Origin of the sequence: Sporosarcina sp. FSL K6-3457 (assembly GCF_038007285.1) — a bacterium.
Taxonomy (GTDB): Bacteria; Bacillota; Bacilli; order Bacillales_A; family Planococcaceae; genus Sporosarcina.
On sequence record NZ_JBBOWX010000001.1, the window covers coordinates 3,891,587 to 3,913,288 of the forward strand.

General features: G+C 43.2%; 16 protein-coding genes. 2 read left to right on the forward strand and 14 right to left on the reverse strand.

What is annotated here, in order from left to right; genetic code table 11:
* Positions 1–11: 11 nt before the first annotated feature.
* The gene (locus tag N1I80_RS18860) at positions 12–911 is read right to left on the reverse strand and encodes a DMT family transporter (protein WP_340739373.1); all 900 of its coding nucleotides are present in this window, start codon (positions 909–911) and stop codon (positions 12–14) included.
* A gap of 133 nt (positions 912–1,044) precedes the next feature.
* On the opposite strand from N1I80_RS18860, the gene N1I80_RS18865 reads away from it, so the two are divergent.
* Positions 1,045–2,709, forward strand: coding sequence for an EAL domain-containing protein (locus N1I80_RS18865; RefSeq protein WP_340739374.1), 1,665 nt, complete (start codon positions 1,045–1,047; stop codon positions 2,707–2,709).
* 36 nt (positions 2,710–2,745) lie between these two features.
* Here the strand turns inward: N1I80_RS18865 and N1I80_RS18870 are convergent, their stop codons facing one another.
* The 5 genes from N1I80_RS18870 to N1I80_RS18890 all read right to left on the reverse strand — a co-directional run bounded on the left by N1I80_RS18870 (position 2,746) and on the right by N1I80_RS18890 (position 9,438).
* Positions 2,746–3,201: a threonine/serine exporter family protein gene (locus N1I80_RS18870; RefSeq protein ID WP_340739375.1), complete on the reverse strand. Its 456-nt coding sequence runs from the start codon at positions 3,199–3,201 to the stop codon at positions 2,746–2,748.
* A 15-nt stretch (positions 3,202–3,216) separates the two neighbouring features.
* Positions 3,217–3,963 carry a threonine/serine exporter family protein gene (locus tag N1I80_RS18875; protein WP_340739376.1) on the reverse strand — a complete coding sequence of 249 codons (747 nt, stop codon included), beginning with the start codon at positions 3,961–3,963 and terminating at the stop codon, positions 3,217–3,219.
* A gap of 323 nt (positions 3,964–4,286) precedes the next feature.
* Entirely contained in the window at positions 4,287–6,410 is a 2,124-nt protein-coding gene (locus N1I80_RS18880) for a beta-propeller domain-containing protein (RefSeq protein WP_340739377.1), read from the reverse strand.
* 187 nt (positions 6,411–6,597) lie between these two features.
* Positions 6,598–8,799, reverse strand: a complete 2,202-nt coding sequence (locus tag N1I80_RS18885; protein ID WP_340739378.1) for a YhgE/Pip domain-containing protein — start codon at positions 8,797–8,799, stop codon at positions 6,598–6,600.
* A gap of 69 nt (positions 8,800–8,868) precedes the next feature.
* Positions 8,869–9,438 carry a TetR/AcrR family transcriptional regulator gene (locus tag N1I80_RS18890; RefSeq protein WP_340739379.1) on the reverse strand — a complete coding sequence of 190 codons (570 nt, stop codon included), beginning with the start codon at positions 9,436–9,438 and terminating at the stop codon, positions 8,869–8,871.
* Between the two features lie 628 nt (positions 9,439–10,066).
* Here N1I80_RS18890 and N1I80_RS18895 point away from each other — a divergent pair.
* Complete coding sequence (locus tag N1I80_RS18895) at positions 10,067–10,750, forward strand: PBECR4 domain-containing protein (protein ID WP_340739380.1); 684 nt, start codon at positions 10,067–10,069, stop codon at positions 10,748–10,750.
* Between the two features lie 250 nt (positions 10,751–11,000).
* On the opposite strand, the gene abc-f is transcribed toward N1I80_RS18895, so the two are convergent.
* The 8 genes from abc-f to N1I80_RS18935 form a co-directional block, all read right to left on the reverse strand.
* Positions 11,001–12,863 (reverse strand): ribosomal protection-like ABC-F family protein, encoded by a 1,863-nt coding sequence (gene abc-f, locus N1I80_RS18900; protein WP_340739381.1) that lies wholly within the window; start codon positions 12,861–12,863, stop codon positions 11,001–11,003.
* Positions 12,864–13,154: 291 nt separating this feature from the next.
* Positions 13,155–13,292: an RAxF-45 family protein gene (locus N1I80_RS18905; RefSeq protein ID WP_340739382.1), complete on the reverse strand. Its 138-nt coding sequence runs from the start codon at positions 13,290–13,292 to the stop codon at positions 13,155–13,157.
* Positions 13,293–13,471: 179 nt separating this feature from the next.
* Positions 13,472–15,205 carry an ABC transporter ATP-binding protein gene (locus N1I80_RS18910; protein ID WP_340739383.1) on the reverse strand — a complete coding sequence of 578 codons (1,734 nt, stop codon included), beginning with the start codon at positions 15,203–15,205 and terminating at the stop codon, positions 13,472–13,474.
* A 156-nt stretch (positions 15,206–15,361) separates the two neighbouring features.
* On the reverse strand, positions 15,362–16,525 hold the full coding sequence (locus N1I80_RS18915) for an aminotransferase class I/II-fold pyridoxal phosphate-dependent enzyme (protein WP_340739384.1): 1,164 nt from the start codon (positions 16,523–16,525) through the stop codon (positions 15,362–15,364).
* 101 nt (positions 16,526–16,626) lie between these two features.
* The gene (locus tag N1I80_RS18920; protein WP_340739385.1) at positions 16,627–17,325 is read right to left on the reverse strand and encodes an AIM24 family protein; all 699 of its coding nucleotides are present in this window, start codon (positions 17,323–17,325) and stop codon (positions 16,627–16,629) included.
* Positions 17,326–17,594: 269 nt separating this feature from the next.
* Positions 17,595–18,785, reverse strand: a complete 1,191-nt coding sequence (locus tag N1I80_RS18925; RefSeq protein ID WP_340739386.1) for an acyl-CoA dehydrogenase family protein — start codon at positions 18,783–18,785, stop codon at positions 17,595–17,597.
* 15 nt (positions 18,786–18,800) lie between these two features.
* Entirely contained in the window at positions 18,801–19,967 is a 1,167-nt protein-coding gene (locus N1I80_RS18930; protein WP_340739387.1) for a saccharopine dehydrogenase family protein, read from the reverse strand.
* A gap of 24 nt (positions 19,968–19,991) precedes the next feature.
* Entirely contained in the window at positions 19,992–21,470 is a 1,479-nt protein-coding gene (locus tag N1I80_RS18935) for an aldehyde dehydrogenase family protein (RefSeq protein ID WP_340739388.1), read from the reverse strand.
* Positions 21,471–21,702: the final 232 nt, after the last annotated feature.

The following is a 21,702-nucleotide window of genomic DNA, read 5'->3' on the forward strand; positions in this document are numbered from 1 at the left end:
CGGTCCTTTCGTTATTCTTTCACCTTACTCCCCGCAATCGACAACCATGTCACGCCAACCAGCATGACAATCCCTCCTGCTAATTGCCACAGGCCAAGCACTTGTCCAAACCACAACGCAGAAATAACCATAGCCGTCAGTGGCTCAAAACTCGACAATATACTCGTTTCAACTGGAGATATGTATTTCATACTGCTCATGAATAAAATAAAGGCCGATGTCCCAACGATAATAACAAGAATGAGCATAACGGTTACTCGCCAGTCCATTAGATAGTCTAGATGTGTGATGATTCGCAAAGGATTCGTCACAAAAAGCGTCGCACCTCCAATGATCATTGCCCACCCAACGACTAGCAGAACGCCCCATTCTTGCATGAGCCGAACTGGGTGCAATGTGTAAAATGAAAAGGCAAATCCAAGCGCAATTCCCCAAATCACTGCTACTTGACTCAAAACAAATCCAGAAAACGAGCCGTTTGTCAGTAGTAAAAATAGCCCAATGAGTGTCACTAACATACCTAAGACCTGAACTACCGGCGGCCATACTCTTTGTCTAAACGTCACAAAAATAATAATAAAAATGGGTGCAAGAAATTGAAATAAAGTCGCAATGACTGCATTACTAGATTCAATAGAAGCAACAAATGTGTATTGGACACCAAGCATACCAAATACACCAAATATCAATAACTGCCGCGCCCAAACCTTGTACTTCCACGGGAGACTTATCTGTTTGCCCTGCATTTTCAACACGCTAAGCAAGCAGGCCCCAGCAATAAGCAGGCGTACTGTGAGCATGTAGGAAACCGACATGTCACTGTTCAACAGGAGCCACTCCATCATAGGTCCTGTAGCTCCCCAAAGCATTGCACCTAAGATAATCAGGACAATCCCTTTTAGTCTCTCCACCTTTTTACCCCCTCTATACGAGCATTTTCTTATTAATATAAGTAAAACGTCATCTACTTTTTCACTTTATAGTGTACAGACTGTAAATTTTCTCTATAATAGGAGTATAGTACATCCAGGAGGAGACATTGTTATGAAATCACAAAATGAGCAGCTCATGCCGGAATCACCCGAGCTACCGGACATCATGAAAAGTCTCGAGCAATTTTATATGGTGAACCGAACGGATAGCGAAGGTTCCATTATTTATGCAAACAAGAATTTCTTAGACACAAGCAAATGGACACCTAAGCGCATTCTAGGAAAGACATTATGGCAAATGTTTCCCGAAACAGAGACCGGTCAAAATCAAGCACATGCCATTTGGAATAGCGTTACAAGTGGGAAGACATGGTCCGGTACTGCCGAAAAAACAACACGTTTAGCAGAACCTTACTTTGTCAATATGATTGCCATCCCTTTTATCGAAGAGAATGTTGGACTTGTTTCTGTGACACTTCTCGAGCTGGACATTACAGATGATGTCCACTTGCGTGAACAGCTTCAGCAAATTGCATTCATCGACTACGAGACTGGATTGATGAGTCGCTATAAGCTTGAAACAACTGTCAATAAAGCCATTGCAGAAGATAGGCACTTCTCATTTGTCTACATTACAATTGATCACTTTTATACCCTAAAAGATTTACAATCCCCAGAATCAGAGAAAGAGCTCATCAAATCATTCACCAATCGGCTTAAACGATTTTTCCAAGACAATCCGATTGCAAGAATTGGTGTCAATGAATTTGTTGTTCTTACGCCGTTCGGCGATTGGTATGTACAAGGATTCCTACAGTTTCTAGAGCAGCAACCAATTTACATTGAAAATAGCGCATTGCCATTGTCTGTCAGCGGGGGGATTGTTCGTTACCCTGAAGATCAACTGACATACAATCATCTGATGAAAGCTGCATTAGTTGCAACAAAAGATGTCTTGGAAAACGGTGGGAAGAAAATTGCTTCATTGTCTGCCGCATCACACCAAGGACTAAATAGACGAGCAATCATCGATCGTAAGTTGCTAACAGCATTAAGTCAAAACAATTTACAAGTCGTCTACCAACCACAATTTGATATCTCAGCCAACAAAGTAAATATGTATGAAGCGCTCGTTAGATGGGAGGATCCTGAGCTTGGGCACATTTCACCAGACGAACTCATTCCCACCGCCGAAGAAAACGGGCTTATCCATGAAATCGGTGCATTCGTATTGGAAGAAGCCGCAAAACTGGCCACCGACTGGAACGACAAAGGACATGCCATTAGCATCGCCGTGAACTCTTCTGTCCGTGAATTTAGCAATTCACGCATGAAAGACAAAATCACCAAAATTCTCGAAGAAACAGGCTGTCCTGCGAGCAGTATCCAACTGGAAATCACAGAAAAATTTGCACTCCAAGCTGAAGAAGAGCAATCGATTATTCATCAAATGAAAGAATTACAAGATGAAGGGATTAAGTTTGCACTTGATGATTTTGGAACCGGTTATGCATCATTCCGCTTTCTACAAAGCCTACCTATCTCGAAAGTAAAAATAGATAAGCTATTCATCCGCTCTTTATTGACACATACCAAGACACAGCAACTGGTTGAGGGGATGATTCGACTAGGAAAATCGATGGGCTTATACGTTGTTGCGGAAGGTGTCGAGACCGAAGAGCAATTTGAATTACTCAAAACAATGGGTATAGATGCTATCCAAGGCTATTATATCAGCGCACCTATTAGCGCAGATATGATTTCATTAGACAAATAAAGAGAGAGTGCCTTGAATTCAAAGGGCACTCCCTTTTCATGTTGTCTTCCCTTTTTTCCTTCTCATCGTTGTTTGGAAAAGCAGCTGAATAATCACTTCTGCAAAAACAAGCCCCATTGCAATAGCACCCGATACCATGAAAGCACGTGAAGCATATGAAATGGACGTTATATAATCATTTTCAACAATATGGCGCATTGCATTGTAGGCCATACCTCCAGGAACAAGCGGAATGATACCAGCGACACTAAAAATAATCATTGGCATTTTGAAGCGTTTAGCAAACAGATGTGCAACAATGGCCACCGCAAAAGCACCAAGGAAAGAAGCTTGCACAGGATCCCCCGAATACTGGTTGAACGTACTATAAATGAGCCAACCTGTCATGCCTACAAAACCACAATAGAATAACATCCTGCGTGGCGCATTAAAAATAATTCCAAACCCTGCTGCCGCAAGGAAACTAAGTATCGCCTGAACAATCCACGTCAACTTTCTTCACCCCACTTAAAAAGATAAAACAAGCGCCACGCCAGCACCGATTGCAAAAGCCGTTAGAAATGCCTCGGCACCTTTCGATAATCCAGACACAAAATGACCTGCCATCAAATCACGTACCGCATTCGTAATCAGCAAACCAGGAACAAGTGGCATGACAGAACCGATAATGATTTTATCTAACTCCGTACCAAGCTCTACAAAGATTGCTCCAAAACCAATCAGGCCGATAAACAACGCCGCGACAAACTCCGCAAAAAAACTAACCTTCGTCAACTCTTGCATTTTTGTCGCGATGATAAACCCTACGCCACCAGCAACAACAGCCGCCGGTACATCGGACCAGATTCCTTCGAATAAAATCAAAAAACAGCCACTAGCAATTGCCGCAGCAGCCACTTGTAACCATAGCGGGAACATCACATTGGCTCGTTCAATTTCTTGTAATTTAGCATAAGCTTGTTCAAGTGTATAGTCATCCGTCGATAGCTTGCGTGAAACATCGTTGACGAGCGCCACTTTCTCAAGGTCCGTTGAACGGCTCTTGATTCGAATTAGTTTGGTATGGTACGGGCTACCCGGCGTAAAGATGATGCCTGTCGGTGTAACAAAACTATGGGTAGACGATAATTCTTGCGTTTCAGCTATCCGCTCCATTGTATCCTCTACACGATAGGTCTCCGCCCCAGCCTCCATCATTAAGCGTCCGGCAAGGAGACAACAATCTATCGCCATTTCTTTATCCACTGCTGACATTCTCTTCCCTCCTTGAAACAAAGTAGAATGAAGTTCAATTTCTCTTAAAAGAGGAATATAGTTCGATTCCTCCTAACCCTTTTGAATAATCTTAACGAAGCAAACTGGAAATGACAATGTGTAAAGTAGAAAGAATGAAATTATCACCAAAACGCCTTATTTATCCACCGATACAACCTGGAGAGAAGTTATCATCAAGTGGATAACTTGGTAAGTCTCCAATAACGGTGTTTTCGTTAAACTCGCTGGTAAATCCACCAGTCTTTCATCTCCACTAAAAAACGATCCAGCATTAGTATGCCGGACCGCCGTTTCATTTCTACTTAATCAATCTTCATGCTACCAATAGGAGTAAATGTATCTAATGAGTAATTATTAATTTCCTTCGTAGAGATTGTATACAACTCATCCTTACTATAAATCATACGTTGAATTTGTTTGTCCCATTCCTCATATTGCTCTCCACGTGTATTCTTCTTCAATAAATCACCTTTCAGCACAATCCCTTTTTCAGGTGTAATCTCGTAGACAAGTGCCCCTGCGCTTTGAAGCTCAATATAATCTTTTTTGCCGGTTTCATCGTAGACTGAAACTGGGAAACCATATAAATGACGTTGTGAATGCTGGAACAATGCCTTATGGTCATATTGAACAGGTGAATACGTTCCTCGTCCACCGATAATTTCTGTATCCTGCTCTTTTGGATTGGCAAAATCGGAAATGTCGAATAGCGAAATCTTCATGCCCATCGTCAAAATACGTGGTTCACCGCCGTTTGGATTCTTCTCGGCAACTGTTTCATAACCAAATCCAATGAGATGCGTATCATCGAGTGGATGTAAATAATTACTGAAGCCTGGAATTTTCAGCTCGCCGAGTACTTTTGGCGCAGCAGGATTGGCTACATCAATGACAAACAGTGGATCCGTTTCACGGAATGTCACCATATACGCCTTATCCCCTATAAAACGCGCGGAGTAGATGCGCTCGCCCTTCGCCAGTCCTTCAACTGATCCCGTCAGTTTCATATTTTGATTCAATATGAATAGATGATTTTTGGACGGATTTTTATCATCCCACATATTTCCTTCTGTCATGACAACGCGGAAATTTCCTTTATACTCATCCATTGAAAACTGATTAAGCAAATGGCCCTTGAGCTCAGCCGAACTATGGTATGTCACATCCGTTCCTTTCAAGGCAAACTTGAACAGCTCCGTGTTTGCAGTACCTGGATTCCATATCATCATATTGGAAGTTGACATATTGTCATAAGAAGTTGCTGTGAGATAGAGATTTTCCTTTGACATATACAGCTGTTCGCTGCTACCTAAATAACCTTTTGTGACGACTTTATTTGTAGCTGGCGATGATAGATTGATAGCCGTGATGACAGAATATGACGGCTCCGTCGCACCAGGTAAAATCGCAATATCTTGGTAATCTAGTAGCTGAGTATCCGCACTTCTTTTAGAATCATACATGCTCGGACGTAACACGTCTCCATCGAAATGATCCATTATCCAAAAATACGGATGAACATTTGTGACGAAGTACAGCGTATCTCCCGCTTTCCGCGCGCCGTTCAAATAGCCCTCTGCTCCGACTTCACGGATCATCGATGGTTTTTTCGGATTCGAAACATCATACAATCGTACCATCGTCATGCTGTTGACGGGCATTAGCCTTTTGCTAGAGGTGGCCTGCTGCTCTTCCCGATAAGGCTCATATTTTTCGCCAAGGACGACTAATGTTTTACCATGCAAAAATAATTGTGACGGATAAAATCCCTCTTCCATTTTAATTACTGCAGCTTGTTCGATATTCTTCGGATTGCGGATATCTGTAATGGACACTTTACCATCACCGACTACTGCGTAAATAAAGTCACCGTCTGTTTTGACAATATCCGCTTCATCGACCCCTTCAACTTGGTTATTTGTTGTCGAATGATCAGAGGAACCGCTCGATTTATTCGACGTGGAGTCGGCCATTGCTGATTCCTCTCTAGCCATTTCCAAACTTTCCTTTACAACCGGCTGTTGCATAGCTTTTGCACGCTCGAAATACGCAACCAACTCTTCGGCAGAGGCAACGGCTGGAAGTTCTTGGCCTACTGTAAACTTGAATGCATGCGCACCGTGCTGCTTGCTATTGACTTCCCTTGGCTTCACATGCAATGTATAGGAGCCTGGTTCAACGCCATTTACATGAGCCGTCTTTCCTTTGTTGCTGAGCGTAATTGCTGCCGTCACTTGCTTCCCTTGATCATCAGTGACAAAGAGATCACCTATTTTTACAGTCTCAGAGAAATCCTTGCTCCATCCTTGATTCGCAACTGCGCTAGTCGCTGCCGTAACTTCCCCTTGATGAATAAAAGCCGTGGAGGCAACTGCACCTACGGTAATAAAAATAGCTGCAATGACGCCAATTGTTGATTTTCTCAAATTGACCAACCCTTTCCTTTTTCGTGTGTTACCACATTAGACTGTGCTGGAGTGATTTGGTTACACGAAATAAGAATTTTTTTTGAAAGGTTGGATTTACTTGCAACGGTACTAAGCAACACTTTGAAAAAACTAAGAAAAAAAGCCTCTAACAACATGAAATCCATGCTGTTAGAGGCTTCCTATTTTAAGCTTCTACTGTTTCCTTCGAATATCTTCTCGTATACAATAGCGCAAAATAACCGAATGTAATCGCTAAACACGCCACCATGAATCCAACGAGAATCCCGTTGTTCATCCAAACGAATGACAAATCCCCTGTGGAAATAGTGCCTTTGAACGCTTGGACAGAATAGGTCATCGGCAATACTGTGTTGAAGATTTGCAAGGGTGCTGGAATCAATTCAAGTGGGAATGTCCCTGCGCTCGTCGTTAATTGCAAAATAAGCATGATGATCGCGACGAAACGTCCTGCATCTCCTAAAATGGATACGCATATTTGAACAATCGCGATGAATGTGTAGCTTGTGATAATCGCTGTGAGTACAAACAGCGGCGTGTTGATGGTTTCCATTCCAAGTGCGAATTTCACAACGCCTACTGCGATAAGCGCCTGCAATAAACCTACAATCGCTAGCACAGATACTTTACTTGCGAACCATTTGAATGCACCTGTTGGTTTGATAGCTGGCTCGACAAGTGGGAAGACGATGGACAGCAGTAATGCACCAATGAATAATCCCATCGACAAGAAGTACGGTGCGAAGCCTGTACCATAGTTCGGCACAAGGTTAATGCCATCTTTTTCGACATCAACTGGTGAACCTACCATACCATACGTTTTGTCTGTCGGATTCACTTCACTGGCGGTTTCATTCGCTTCTGCTAGTTTCTCTTGCAATGTCACTGTTCCTTCATCCAACTCCACTAAACCGTCGGCCAATGTGACTGAGCCTTCTGCAAGCTCTTGTGATTTCGATGCGAGCGTATCTGTTCCTTCTTTCAACGTCCCTGTTCCTTCTGTCAATGTAACAAGACCAGTCGCTAAATCGGACGAGCCTTGTTGCGCCGTCGCTACACCTTCTGCTAATTGCGCTACGCCAGATGCTAGGTCCCCATTTCCTGCCGATAGAGCATTTGCTCCTTCAAGAAGTTGTGGAGAAGAACCTTTCAATTTATCGAGTCCTGCAAGTGCCTCGCTATGCGCACCAGACAGTTGACCTGCAGCTCCGTTTAGTTCCGTAGTTCCTTGTGATAATGCCGCAGTACCAGCGGCTAATTCTTGCATACCGCCCGCCAGTTGAGCGCTACCTTGCGTTAATTGACCGAGTGCTTCCCCAATTGCTGTTTGTTGTTCAGCTGGAAGTTCTGCCAAAATAGGATCGAGCTGTGTAGACAATCCTTCCAGACCCGTCGCCACATTAGCCGCCGCTCCTGTTAATTGACCTGCAGCCCCGTTAAGCTGCTGTGATTTTTCATTCAACGTGCTAGCAGCCGTGTTAAACTCTTGCTCTTTCTGACCAATTTGTCCGTAACTTGCTGCCAATTGGTCAACACCTGCTGTATAATTTGTCAGGCCGTCTTTCAATCCATCAGCCCCAGCTGATGCTTTTTGTGCTCCTGTGAGAAGTTCTTTTGCTCCCTGCGATAAAGTGCCGAGCCCCGCGTTCAACTCACCCGCACCTACAGCAGCTCGACTCACTCCTTCACCGATTTTAGTGGACCCATCTGCTAATGTAATCGTGCTACTCGCCAGTGTTTCAAGATAACCTTTTAATTCTGTAGCCCCATCAACCAATTTTGTGGCTCCATCATGCAATTCACCCGCACCATCTGCCGCGTCTCCAAAACCATCCCCCAATTCCATAATGGAATCAAACAGTTTTTCTGCATATGTTGAAGCAACTTTCTCGTTCACTTCCGCCCGAATTCGATCCATTGCCGTCTCACCAATTTGCCCAGATAAGAAGTTGAAGCCTTCATTTGGTTTATAAATCATCGTTAGCTTCTCTGGTTCATCATCCAACAATGTCGTCGCATGCTCCGAAAAGTTTTCCGGGATTTCAATGACTACGTAATAGTCTTGATTTTTAAGCCCTTTTTCCGCATCTACTTTCGAAACTCTTTGGAAATCAAACTGCTTACCGTCGATTAATTTATCGGTCAACTCCCGCCCTAAGGCCAGTTGTTCACCATCCATTTCCGCCCCTCTATCCAAATCGACAATTGCAACAGGCAAATCATCCATATTGGCATAGGGATTCCAAAACGCCCAGAGAAACATTCCCGCATATAAAACCGGGATAAACAGAATAGCAATCATTGGTACAATCATTTTTCTAGTGCGTAGCAGTTGTTTCCACTCCGCCCAAGTCATCGTTTTCTTCATTATGCACATTCCTCCAGAACTAATTGACCATTTTCCTCATTTGGTCATTTTTAAATAAAAAAACAAGTCTCAGACTAAGAGACTTTTGAATATTGTCCCACTCAGCAACGCAACAATGCGCTGTTCTTCAAGCTCCGTATCATGGGTTTTCCCCCAGTCAGCCACAAGCGCCATATACGCTTTGAATAATAAATAAGCGACAAGCTCGCTGTCACAAGGCTTCAATTCACCCTTAGCAACTGCTTTTTCAATCTTCGTTTTTATATAAGAAACAATTTCTTTTTCGATTGTTTCCAACACTTCAATGACTGCCGGTGTCCGAAGTTCTTTCTCTTCATCAACAAGCATGGCATACAATAAATGCGTTTCACGGAATTTGAGCATCCGCATTAACCTAGCATGTGCATTTTGTTCAAAAGGTGCACCTTCAACAGCAACCGAATCTGCTTCTGCGCGCATCTCCTGGATCATTTTCACAACAATCGCATTGAATAACTCTTCCTTGTTGGCAAAAAACGTGTAGATGGTTCCTTTTCCGACATTTGCAATTTTAGCGACTTGATCCATCGTTGTCGCCTTGTAGCCGAAAAGCGAAAATGACTTTGCTGCCGCCTCTAAAATTTCCTGCCTGCGATCCATTTCTCCACCTCACTTTGAATGGATTAGATAACTGACCGAAATACCATTACGGTCATTCAGTCATTATATTACATGGGGCGGAGGAATTATGCAAGGTTTTTATTTTGAATGTTTGAATGCTATTCTACTACTATCGGATATCACGTCTACTGATTAACCATTTACTTGCATAAATCTTTGATAAGCAAACACTTGAAAACCACCTTATTTAAGTGAAAAATGCAGTTGCTTAAAAGTAAGGAATAGATGACTTTTTATAAAGAGCATTAGTGCGCGACCAGATATCCATGTATAAAAAGTTGAACTACATACGTATACTACAACAGTCGCTTGCGAACTGGATAAGGTGGCATCCAGTACCCCACGGGGGGGTCTGATAAATACCTTGTTTACCTCAAATAGGCCACCATCTATCGTTCAAACTAATTGACAACCTATCTATTCACTTTTATACTTAGAGTGTAGAGTAATGGTCTTCTTATAAGAGTTGGATACAGTGGCATCCAATACCCCTCGGGGGGGTCTCATAAATACCTTGTTTACCTCAAATGAGCCACTTCTAAAGTAATCTTCCACCCTGATGCCCACACATCAGGTTTTTTTATTTATGGTAAGGAGAATTAGAAAAATGATAAATTTATCGGATATCCTTAGCTTGCAACATAGGCCTAACTTTGCAGATATTGATTTAAAAACCTTAAGTGAACTCTACTATCAAGAACTATATCCCCATACATATGAATTTACTTTATCTTCAGGTGAAAAAATTCTCCTCAAGTTTGATTTAGATAAATTTTGTCATCTTCTCGGAGTTGAAAAATCTATTAAACATAAAATTCATTTCGCAAAGGATCGTAAAGCTTTCAGGGGAATACGAGGATGGAACAGCATTGTAGATAGCACTATTACTAAAGCAAGTATACGCGCTATAAACGGTGACTTGAAGAAAATGAAGGATAAGATGCTACATTTTTATTACCTACCAAGACTTTTAGATAACGGTTCATTGGTTATTAAATACGTACCGAATACTCAAAGTACTATCAAAAGTGCATATATCTTATATGATATTAGCCAGGCAGATAATGTTTTTGTTCAAATTGGTATACAACCTGAAAAACATGGACAGTGGTACTTTCCAGAAACTTTTCTAATAAACCGAATTACAGCTACCAATCCAACAAATAAACAAGCAGAACCTCCTAGCACTGTTATCAAAATTATGAATAGATTGAAATACGAGCGATTTAAACCTAGGAAACAACTACATACAATACCTAATCGCTTTAGAAGAAAGTCTAGATTAGTTTAGTCCCAATCATTCTAAAAAAACTATAAAATAAATCAAATTATATTGACTAAAAGAAAAAAGGTGAAGCACCAGTAAGCCTAAAATAGCACCTCACCTTTTTTCTTTATTCAAAACACGACTTCCACTGTGCTGTTCTGTCACGATTATTTTTCCTATAAGACCAACATCACTTCTATGACTCACCATATCGAGTTTTTTTCTTTTACAAAAATGCCCAGCAAGGAATCTCTCCCCCGCCAGGCACCCTATATTATTCTACTTCACTCATCCACTGCTCATAATAAGATGCTAATTGCTCTTTCAAGCTAGCCACTTCCGCTATTAGCAATTCATACTTCTCCCAATCCATTTCACATTCCATATCTTTTTCTGATGAAGTGATGGCAAGTTCAAGCCTCGCAATTTCTTCTTCCACATTAACAGCCTTCATTTCTTTCGCAGGTTTCGCCACTTCCACCACAGGTGCCACTTCTTCAACTATCTGCCGACTTTGAAGCTCCTGCCATTTGTCACGTGCCCAGTTATATGGCCCATCAAACATCGTAATGGCACCGTCTTCCAACCAGGCTGTACGTGTGAATAATTTATTCAAAAAGTAACGATCATGTGAAACCGCAATGATTGTACCTGTGAAATCCTCCAACGCTTCTTCGAGCACCTCGCATGATTCAATATCCAGATGGTTCGTCGGTTCATCCAACACAAGACAATTGATATCTTGATGCATGAGCTGGGCCAAACGAAGCCGCATCCGCTCGCCACCACTTAAATCACCAATGCGCTTGAACACGTCTGGTCCGTAAAACATGAATTTTGCTAACAGATGACGCGACTCACCTTCCGCCACTTGAACATCAGCCCGAAAAACATCAATCAGACGGGCCTTGGGATCAGCAATTTCGAAATGCTGCGATAAGAATCCTACCTTCACATTGCTCCCCAATTTGCTGAATCCACTATCCACCGATAATTCTCCTAATAAAATCTTCAAGATCGTCGATTTCCCACTACCATTGCTGCCAACAATCGCCGTCCGATCCTTCCAGTACACATAAAAATCTGCTTCCCTCAGCAATGGCTGTTGTCCGAATGATTTCGTAATCCCTTCCATGACAACCACTTCCTTGCCACTGCGCGGTGCAGCTTCAAATGATAACGCCATTTTCTTCGGATCAATCAACGGTTTTCGTACCTTTTCCATCCGCTCCAAAGCCCGTTCCATATTGCGCGCTCGTCGGTGCAATGCCGCATTCGGTGGATTCGCCTCATTCGCCCATAGACGCAGCCGCTTAATGGCTTCTCTCATCTTCTTAATCTTCTTTTGCTGTTCTTCATAGTCTTGAAATTCTCGCATCAGTCGCTGTTCTTTTTCGTGGATAAAGGAAGAATAATTTCCGTAATAAAGATGGAGCTCTCCCTCTTCCAGATCCGCAACCTTTGTCACAACACAGTCTAAAAAGTAACGGTCATGTGAAACAATGACGACTGTTCCCTGATACTCTGTTAAATAACCCTCTAACCACTCCACTGCAAATAAATCCAAGTGATTCGTCGGTTCATCCAATAACAGTAAATCGGGCTTCGTCAATAACAGCTTGCCGAGCATAATCTTCGTTTGTTCGCCGCCACTTAATTGTGAGAAAGAGCGTCCGACAAATGCTTGTAATTGCAAGCCATTAATGACCTTATCAATTTCTGAATCGATGGCATAGCCGTCACGACGAGCAAACTCTTCCTGCAAATCACCGTAGAGTTGAAGTAACTTTTCCATGTCATTCTGTTGAGGATCGGCAAGCTCAACTTCCATCTGAGCCATCTTCACCTGCATAGCCTTTAGCTCTTCAAATGCACTATTTAGTACGTCGTGTCCAGTAATTTCTTTATCAAATGAAGGGATTTGCGCTAAATAGCCGATTTTCGTCCCCTTTTTAAAATGTAATGCACCGCTATCCGGTCGCTCCACTCCTGCAATGAGCTTAAATAATGTTGTTTTCCCGCTACCATTGCGTCCAACAACCCCTAATTTATCTCCTGTTTTTATGTCCAATGAAAGATTTTCAAATATCAAATTGCCACCAAGCATTTTGCTTAGTTGTTGTATTGTACAGATCATATTTTCCGCTTCCCCTCGTTCTGTGGTCACAGCTGGAAGCACTTACGAAAAGCGCAAGGCGCCTGAAAAAGGAACGCAATCTAAGTACGCCACATCCTGTGGCAACAACTGCATGACCTACATCCTGTAGGCCCGCGACAGGCATAAGGCAGATTGACGAAGAGGCGGTTTTTGCCTCGCAGCCAAGATGACTTATGACCCGAGCATCTGGCGCCTGGATCCTAGACAATGCAAAAAAGACCGCTTTTCAGCGACCTTTTCCCCTTAAAAATGTATCGTAAGGAATAAATGCTAAACAGCTGTGTGATTACTGAAATTGTCTAAAAAGGACAGACCTATCCCGTTAGGCGTAATTTCATGAGTAATCGCACATGAAGTGGCTAAATATTCCAATAAACTTTCACGTGCATACATAGTATCTAACATCATTCCTCACCTCCGTTTCACTACTAGTAAGAATAGTTTAACATATATTCGAATAAATTCACACTATTTTTTTCGGTCTGGCCTTCCCCTTGGATTGCGCAATTTTTTTAGAAAACAAGAAAACCACCCTCTCCATAGAAAGCAACAGGGTGGTTCGTGAACAATATCCCAACTCGTTATTCCTATGCCAATTGCTGTTCTGCAAACTCACGATACAAAGCATGGGACTGCGTCAATTCCTGATGTGTCCCACTGCCTGTCACTCGCCCGTTCTCAATAAAAATAATTTTATCCGCATCGACGATTGTTGATAACCTGTGGGCAATAACAAATGTTGTACGCCCTTCCATTAAGCGTGTCAGCGCATCTTGCACAACGCCTTCCGATTGACTGTCCAGACTAGCGGTCGCTTCGTCCATCATTAATATTTTAGGATCCCGTAAGAAGGCTCGTGCAATGGCAATACGTTGCCTTTGACCTCCTGAAAGTTTCACCCCACGTTCGCCAACTTCCGTGTCCAAGCCATTCGTAAAGCCTTTAATAAATTCATCAGCATAGGCCATTTCAGTGACTTCCCACAGCCGTTCATCCGAAATACTTGCACCATTGTCTAAACCGTAGCATAAATTTTCACGAATCGTTCCAGCCATCATGGCACTCTCTTGTGAAACATAGCCAATTTGACTGCGCCATGATGCCATCGACAATTCTTTGATAGGTGTGTCGCCAATTCGGATTTCACCAGCTGTTGGTTCATAGAAACGTTCCAACAACCCAAACATCGTTGTTTTTCCCCCGCCACTCGGTCCAGCAAAGGCAATCATTTCACCAGGCTGTGCCTCGAAGGACACATTACCGATGACCGGTTCATCTTCCTCATAAGCAAATGATACATCTACCACTTGAACGGGTTTGCCCGCAATATCCATCGCCAAGCCATCCTGCCCTTCTTCCAATGGCAACTCTAAAATATCAATAATACGCTCTGTTGCCCCTTTCGCTTTCTGTAGTTGCGTAAAGAACATCGCAAAGGATGTGATTGGGAAAATGATTTGGAATAGGTAGAGCAAGAAGGCAACAAGTTCACCTGTTGACATCGTGCCACTTGCCACACGCATACCGCCATAGCCGATAATCATGACGATCACGACCATAACAACCAAGTACATAAAAGGAGCAATCAATGCAAAAATCCGTGCTTCCTTCAACCCAAATTTGAATAATTTTTGAATGCCAGCTTTACCACTTGCCTCTTCATTTAATTCGGCATTAGAAGCTTTCATCAAACGAATTTCGCCAAGTGTCTGTTGAATATGACCTGTAAATACAGCTGTTTCATCCTGTAAGCCGCGAGAGATTTTAGCCATTCTACTTCCCAATGGAACCATGATAGCAACTGTAATCGGCACTGAAATTAACATGATAAGCGTCATCTTCCAGTCCATCACAAGCAAAATAATGACCGCACCGATGATCGAAATAATTCCGGTAATGAATTGTGGAAAATGTTGTGTAATCAATTCTTTAACGATTCCGGTGTCATTAACAACACGACTCACCGTTTCACCACTCGATTCTTTATCGAAATGGCTAACAGGCAAACGAATAAGCTTAGTCCACATTTTTTCACGTAAACTAGCCACTACTTTTTGTCCTACATAGCTGAGTAAATAAATAGATACCCCATCTATCACTGCTTGGAGAATAAACGCTACTCCAATCGCAATCATTATCGGGACGCTGAGTGAAGCGACCGAAAATCCATCTACTAAATTTTTCGTTAACAGCGGTACGACCAAACCTGCTAGCGTTGTCAGCACGCCCGCCGTTAAACCGACAGCTAAAGCTAGCTTCGGGATGCCTGTCGATAAAATAAGAGTGAAAAACGGCTTCAAGCCAACTTGTTTCTTATCCATAGTTTACAACTCCAATTCCTTGAATCTTTTTGACAGGTTCATTTTACTAAATGTATGTAAACTCAATATCAACAAACTTCAATTACCTATCATTCAACGACACAAAAAGGTTAGAAAGGGCGATGAAATGCAAATCCTTTCTAACCTTACTTTACTTCAAATCTTCAAAGCCCTTAATTGAGCAATTGCTTTTTGTAGTTCCTCAACCTTCTGCACAAGTGCTAACCGAACAAATCCTGCACCTTCTGTCCCAAAGATACTCCCTGGAACCATAACAACGCCACATTGTTCGATTGCTTTAAAAACAAATGCCTTATCGTCAATGTCAAACGGATATTTAGCCCATACAAACATCCCCCCGCTTGAAGGCGTAACAGACCAACCAATGTTTTCCAACCCGTTCATTAACACCCTATGCCGCTCAGTAAACTCTTTTCGCAAACGGTCTGTAATTTCCTCCGCATGATCCAACGCAGTTGCAGCCGCCTCCTGAATCGGTTCAAATGTCCCATAATCCAAATTCGATTTCAGTTGCTTAATGATACTAATCATCTCCGCATTACCGACAATATAAGCAATACGAGCGCCTGCTAAACTAAAGCTTTTCGATAATGAATTGATTTCCATGCCGACTTCCATTGCTCCCGGGGTCGATAGGAAACTGCTTGGCGAATCACCTTCGAAGTAATATTCCGAATAAGCTGCGTCATGGAGGACAGGGACATTATATTTCTTCGCAAATGCGACAACTTTATCAAAAAATGTTGCATCTGGTAATGCGGGAACAGGATTACCCGGTAAATTCAAAATAAGCAATTTCGCCTTTTGCGCGATGTCTTCTGGTATGTCATCTAAATTAGGTAAAAATCCATTTTCCGCGCGCAACGGCATGTAATAAGGTACAGCACCCGCGAGCTTAATACCTGCATCATATGCGACATAGGCTGGATTTGTTGTTAGTACGATATCCCCTTCATTGCAAAGCGCAAAGGGTAAATGAACGAGTCCCTCTTGCGACCCCATTGTTTGAATAATTTCTGTATCGGGATTGAGCGTAACCCCAGAGCGCCGCTTATAATAATTCGCCACAGCCTCATTAAATCGTTTCGTTCCGCTAAGTGTATAGCCATATGTAGTCGCCAAGGCGCTTTGTTCGGACAAAGCCTGTCTCACCTTCTCATCCGGAGGAAGATCTGGACTTCCGAGGCTTAAATCAACCACTTCAGCACCCGTCGCTTTTTTCGCTTCAGCAGCTGCTTTTAAATCTCCAAAAATGGCAGGTTCAAAAATGGACATTTTTAACGATGGTTCAATCTTCAATGATAAACACTCCTTGTGTGTGAGAAATTGTTTTATGGAATAGTTTATCACAAATTGATTGATGAATGTGAAAAGGCTAAACATCTGTTTAGCCCAATTGCTCAGGAAGAACTGCTTCCCGTCATATACACTTCTTCGAACGGCTGGATAATAACAAAACCTTCGCCCTTGAATTCCATTTGAATCGATTCCCCACTGCCCCGACCAATGAATGTCCGGAAGCTAATATCTGTACGAAATTCCGGTGTTAAATTCCCTGACCAGGCGACGGTTGCATTCGGATCTGTAATAACAGACTCTCCAGGACGAACAAGTAATGTCAACGGCTCAAAGTGGGTTGTAATCGCAACCTTCCCTGTTCCCCTTAACGTCACGTTAAATAATCCACCCGCCATCATCCCCGCAACTTTGCGCATCAGTTTAATGTCCCATTCAATACTCGGTTCAAACGCCAGCAAATCATTGCCATTGACCGTAATCGATTCATTATTCAAATCAAAGATGGTAATTTTCTTCCCCTGATCCGCTAAATACAGTCGGCCATTTCCCGTCGCCTTCATCAATGAAGTACCTTCACCCGTGAACGCTTTTTTGAACATCATACCGACACCATGTTCTAATATTTTTTCCCGCTCGAACTTAATTTGCCCCGTATAGGAAATCATAGAACCCGTTTTGGCCCACACCTGGTCCGTTAAATTGACCTCCAAAATACGCGGTGTTTCCAAATCAAAGTTCTCCCTTACCTGCTCATCCTGCTTCGTCTGTTTCACAAATTCACTAATCGTATATTTGCCCATCTAACTCTCCCCTTTCAGCTAACTCATACTGACTATACATACGTTGGAGTATGAAAAAAGATTCAATTGAAATGCTCCAACAGAATTATTGGCACTTAATATTGAAATATTGGCACTTACTAGTCATTTATTGGCGGCTGCAGTCCGTTTATTGGCGTTCAAGACCGATTTATTGGCGCTCGCCATTCATTTATTGGCGAATCAAGACCTTTGACCCATCCTTTCACCAATAAAAACCCCCGATAGAAACATCCATCAGGGGTTCGCGCTCACTTAAACGGCCATTCTGGCAACATATTATTCAACTTCTTATCTTCCCGGTAGCCAAGCACATATTCCGCCTGCATAATTGTATGAATCTCGCGCGTTCCCTCGTAAATAACGGGTGCTTTCGAGTTACGCAAAAACCGAGCAACTGGATAGTCATCCGAATAACCGTAGGCACCGTGAATTTGGAAGGCATCGTCTGCTGCTTTATTGGCAAAGTCACAAGCCTGCCATTTGGCCAGCGACGTTTCACGCGTATTGCGCAAGCCTTTGTTTTTCATATCGCCTGCACGATAAACAAGCAAACGACTCATCTGATAGCCCGCTTCCATATTGGCAATCATTTGCTGAACGAGCTGGTGTTTACCAATCGACTTGCCAAATGTTTCTCGTGCGTGGCAATACTTCACACTTTCTTCAAGACAGCCCATAATCAGCCCGACTGCCCCCGCTGCAACCGTAAAACGACCATTATCAAGTGCAGCCATCGCAATTTTAAAGCCTTCACCTTCTGCACCTAGCAAATTAGCGGACGGCACACGCATATCCTCGAAAAACAACTCGCCCGTATTGCCCGCGCGAATGCCGTATTTGCCTTTAATCGCTTTCGATGAAAAACCCGGCATCGTCCGCTCAACGATGAATGCACTAATACCATGGTGTTTCTTCGTTTTATCCGTATAAGCAAAAACAAGGAAATGATCGGCCACATCACAGAGCGAGATCCACGTCTTCTGGCCATTCAATACATAATCATCCCCGTCGCGCACCGCAGTCGTCGCCATCGCCACAACGTCAGAACCTGCACCAGGCTCCGTTAAACCAAAAGCGCCTATTTTCTGCCCCTTGGCCTGTGGAATTAAATACTTCTTCTTTTGCGCTTCCGTCCCCCATTGCATTAGCGTCATTGAATTCAAGCCGATATGAACAGAGACTGCTGTGCGAAACGCTGTATCGCCACGCTCCAGCTCCTCACATAATATCGCAAGAGAATTATAGTCCATGCCGCTACCGCCATAGTGTTCAGGTACACATACGCCCATAAAACCAATATCCGCAAGCTTCTTCCAAATAGCTGGGTCAAATCCACCTTCAGCATCCCATCTCTGGATATGGGGCATAATCTCTTCATCCACAAACTGACGGGCTGTTTTTCTCAGCATAATCTGTTCTTCTGTGAATCCGAAATCCATTGTTCTCCCCCTCCCTCAAGCGGAGACATTATTCGTCTCCACCGTTTCTACAATGATTACACCGCGCTTTTTCATTTCTTCAATATATAACGCGCCCGGGACGATATTTTCTGGTGGATGAACCCCGCGCTTGGTAATCGTGCCGTTGCCAATCATCTGCGCTACTATGGAAATAGTATTCGCCGTTGCCCGTGCCATCGCGGTTTCATTGACCGTCGTATCTTTTTCCGTTATCAAATCGTACTCATACGCCATAGGTGATCCGTTCTTATCGCCACTAACAATGACACGCAACAATACAGCATCCGATTTATCGCCTAGCCGTAATTGTGGCAGCAATAATTCCCGCATCACATCACGCACCTTTACTTTATTGCCAGCAACAACCACCTCACCGTCTCGTGCTAATAAACCAAGATCGACAAGTAACTGAAACTTTTCCGCATGCCCTTTATAGCGAATCGTCTTATATTCTAACGTTTTCACATTCGGAAATGATTTCGTCAATGTTGAGGTGCCTCCTGATGTATGAAACGCTTCCAATTCACCATATTTATCAAAATAAATCGGCTCAATCTCAGACAATGAAGGTACTTCTAACAGCTTTCCACCTCGAATGACATGAGAAGGATCTGTATAATGATCAAACACACCTTCCAATGAAAAAACAACATTATAATTAAGCGGAGGCTCGGGCTTCACTGGAATACCACCCACATATAATTTTATGGACTCTACGGCATCTAGTTTTTCTGCCCCGTATCCCGTCAAAATATTAATCATACCTGGTGCTACCCCAAGGTCTGGAATAATCGTGACACCTTTCGCCGTTGCCTGTTCTGCGAGCCCAAGCACCGCATCTGTTGCCCCACCAATATGCCCCCCTAGATCGATGGAATGAACACCAATATCCACAGCCAACCGCGCTACCTTTTCATTAAATGTATAAAATAATGCATTGATAACAACATTTCCAAGCGCCATAACGTCACGTAATTGCACATCATTTGTCGCATCTAAACGTAAAATATCGAGTTTGTCAGACATTAATTGTTCCGCAAAATCCTCTGCTTGCCGGACATGCAAATCAGCTAAATAGACGCGGTCTACATCATCACTCTTTACAAGATCACGCGCCGCCTCTTTTCCCATTAAACCCGCACCGAGTATGACAACTTTCATGTCTTCATCTCCTGACCTAGGCTATTATTCCGTGTCAATCTGCGCCCGTTGCAACTTCCCACTAAAGTCCACATAAATACTTTTCCACTCCGTAAACACATCGAGCGCCGCTACACCTGAATCACGATGACCATTCCCCGTCCCCTTCGTCCCACCGAATGGCAAATGGATTTCAGCTCCCGTCGTCCCCGCATTGACATAAACAATTCCCGTATCTAAATCACGCTGTGCTCGGAACACTTGATTGACATCCCGCGAGAAAATCGAGCTAGACAGCCCATATTTCACACTGTTATTCACTTCTATCGCTTCATCTAAACTACTAATTTCAATCAAGGACACCACTGGACCAAAAATCTCTTCCTGCGCAAGACGGCTATCCCACTTCACATCCGTAAATAACGTCGGCTCATAATAATGCCCAGCTGCAAGGTTCCCTTCTGTCAATACGTTCCCCCCTGCAAGCAGCTTGGCACCTTCTTCTTTACCAATACCTACATAACCATGAATTTTCCCAAGCGCCTTGTGATTAATAACAGGCCCAATCTTAACCGACTCATCTAGTCCATCACCAATCGTTAAGCCCTTCATCGCCTCAACAAGCTTTTCCTCCAGTTCCCTCTTCACATCTTTATGCACAATGACGCGGCTACATGCCGTACAGCGCTGACCCGCAGTCCCAAACGCACTCCACAAAATCCCTTCCACCGCAAGATCAATATCAGCATCATCCATCACAATTACCGCATTTTTCCCGCCCATTTCAAGTGATACCTTCTTCAAATGACGTCCACCTGTTTCAGCCACATGACGCCCCGTTTCCGTCGACCCTGTGAATGAAATCACGCGCACATCAGGATGTTCAATCAACGCAGTTCCCACTGTTGAACCCGCACCAAAAACAATATTAGCAACACCAGCAGGCAGTCCTGCTCGCTCAAATATCAATGCCATTTCATACGCCATCATCGGTGTTTCTGTCGCCGGCTTCCAGACAAATGTATTGCCTGCAACCATTGCCGGAAACGACTTCCACGTCGCAATCGCCACAGGAAAATTCCACGGTGTAATCAGTCCGACAACCCCAATCGGCGCACGCACACTCATCGCAAACTTATCTTGCAGCTCAGATGGTACAGTTTCTCCGAACAACCGACGTCCTTCGCCAGCCATATACAGCGCCATATCAATTCCTTCTTGAACTTCACCACGCGCTTCTTCAATGACCTTACCCATTTCCTTCGTCAACACTTGTGCCAAATGCTCTTTTTTCTCCCTCATTAAACGTCCAATTTCATATAAATAATCTGCACGTTTCGGTGCCGGAACAAGTGCCCATTTTTTTTGTGCTTCTTTCGCGGCCTTCACTGCCTGGTCCACATCTTCCTTCGTCGACAGCCTTACTTGTGCCAATTCTTCTCCATTTGCCGGGTTGGTAACAGCCGTATAATCTGCTCCCTCCTCCCCTTGCCATGAACCTCCGATATAGTTGTTCAATCGCATTACACCATTTCCCCTCTCTACTCTAAGTCCAATCGAAAACGCTTACAAACTTACTTAACCACTTCGACATATCCCATGAAATACCTTTATTTTATTCCATAATCAATCACGCCTTGGCGTGATTGCGTCCAGATTTTGAATTGAGCTTGCTCAATTAACTCCCTTCAAAATCTGTGACATCCGCCGGAGGCTTTATCTTCATTCAGCGGAATTTTTCTGCTGAATGAAGATA

Coding starts and splice junctions, on each gene's coding strand:
- N1I80_RS18865 (WP_340739374.1), top strand. CDS start 1,045: ATGAAATCACAAAATGAGCAGCTCATGCCGGAATCACCCGAGCTACCG.
- N1I80_RS18875 (WP_340739376.1), bottom strand. CDS start 3,963: ATGTCAGCAGTGGATAAAGAAATGGCGATAGATTGTTGTCTCCTTGCC.
- N1I80_RS18885 (WP_340739378.1), bottom strand. CDS start 8,799: ATGAAGAAAACGATGACTTGGGCGGAGTGGAAACAACTGCTACGCACT.
- N1I80_RS18890 (WP_340739379.1), bottom strand. CDS start 9,438: ATGGATCGCAGGCAGGAAATTTTAGAGGCGGCAGCAAAGTCATTTTCG.
- N1I80_RS18895 (WP_340739380.1), top strand. CDS start 10,067: ATGATAAATTTATCGGATATCCTTAGCTTGCAACATAGGCCTAACTTT.
- abc-f (WP_340739381.1), bottom strand. CDS start 12,863: ATGATCTGTACAATACAACAACTAAGCAAAATGCTTGGTGGCAATTTG.
- N1I80_RS18905 (WP_340739382.1), bottom strand. CDS start 13,292: ATGATGTTAGATACTATGTATGCACGTGAAAGTTTATTGGAATATTTA.
- N1I80_RS18910 (WP_340739383.1), bottom strand. CDS start 15,205: ATGGATAAGAAACAAGTTGGCTTGAAGCCGTTTTTCACTCTTATTTTA.
- N1I80_RS18920 (WP_340739385.1), bottom strand. CDS start 17,325: ATGGGCAAATATACGATTAGTGAATTTGTGAAACAGACGAAGCAGGAT.
- N1I80_RS18925 (WP_340739386.1), bottom strand. CDS start 18,785: ATGGATTTCGGATTCACAGAAGAACAGATTATGCTGAGAAAAACAGCC.
- N1I80_RS18930 (WP_340739387.1), bottom strand. CDS start 19,967: ATGAAAGTTGTCATACTCGGTGCGGGTTTAATGGGAAAAGAGGCGGCG.
- N1I80_RS18935 (WP_340739388.1), bottom strand. CDS start 21,470: ATGCGATTGAACAACTATATCGGAGGTTCATGGCAAGGGGAGGAGGGA.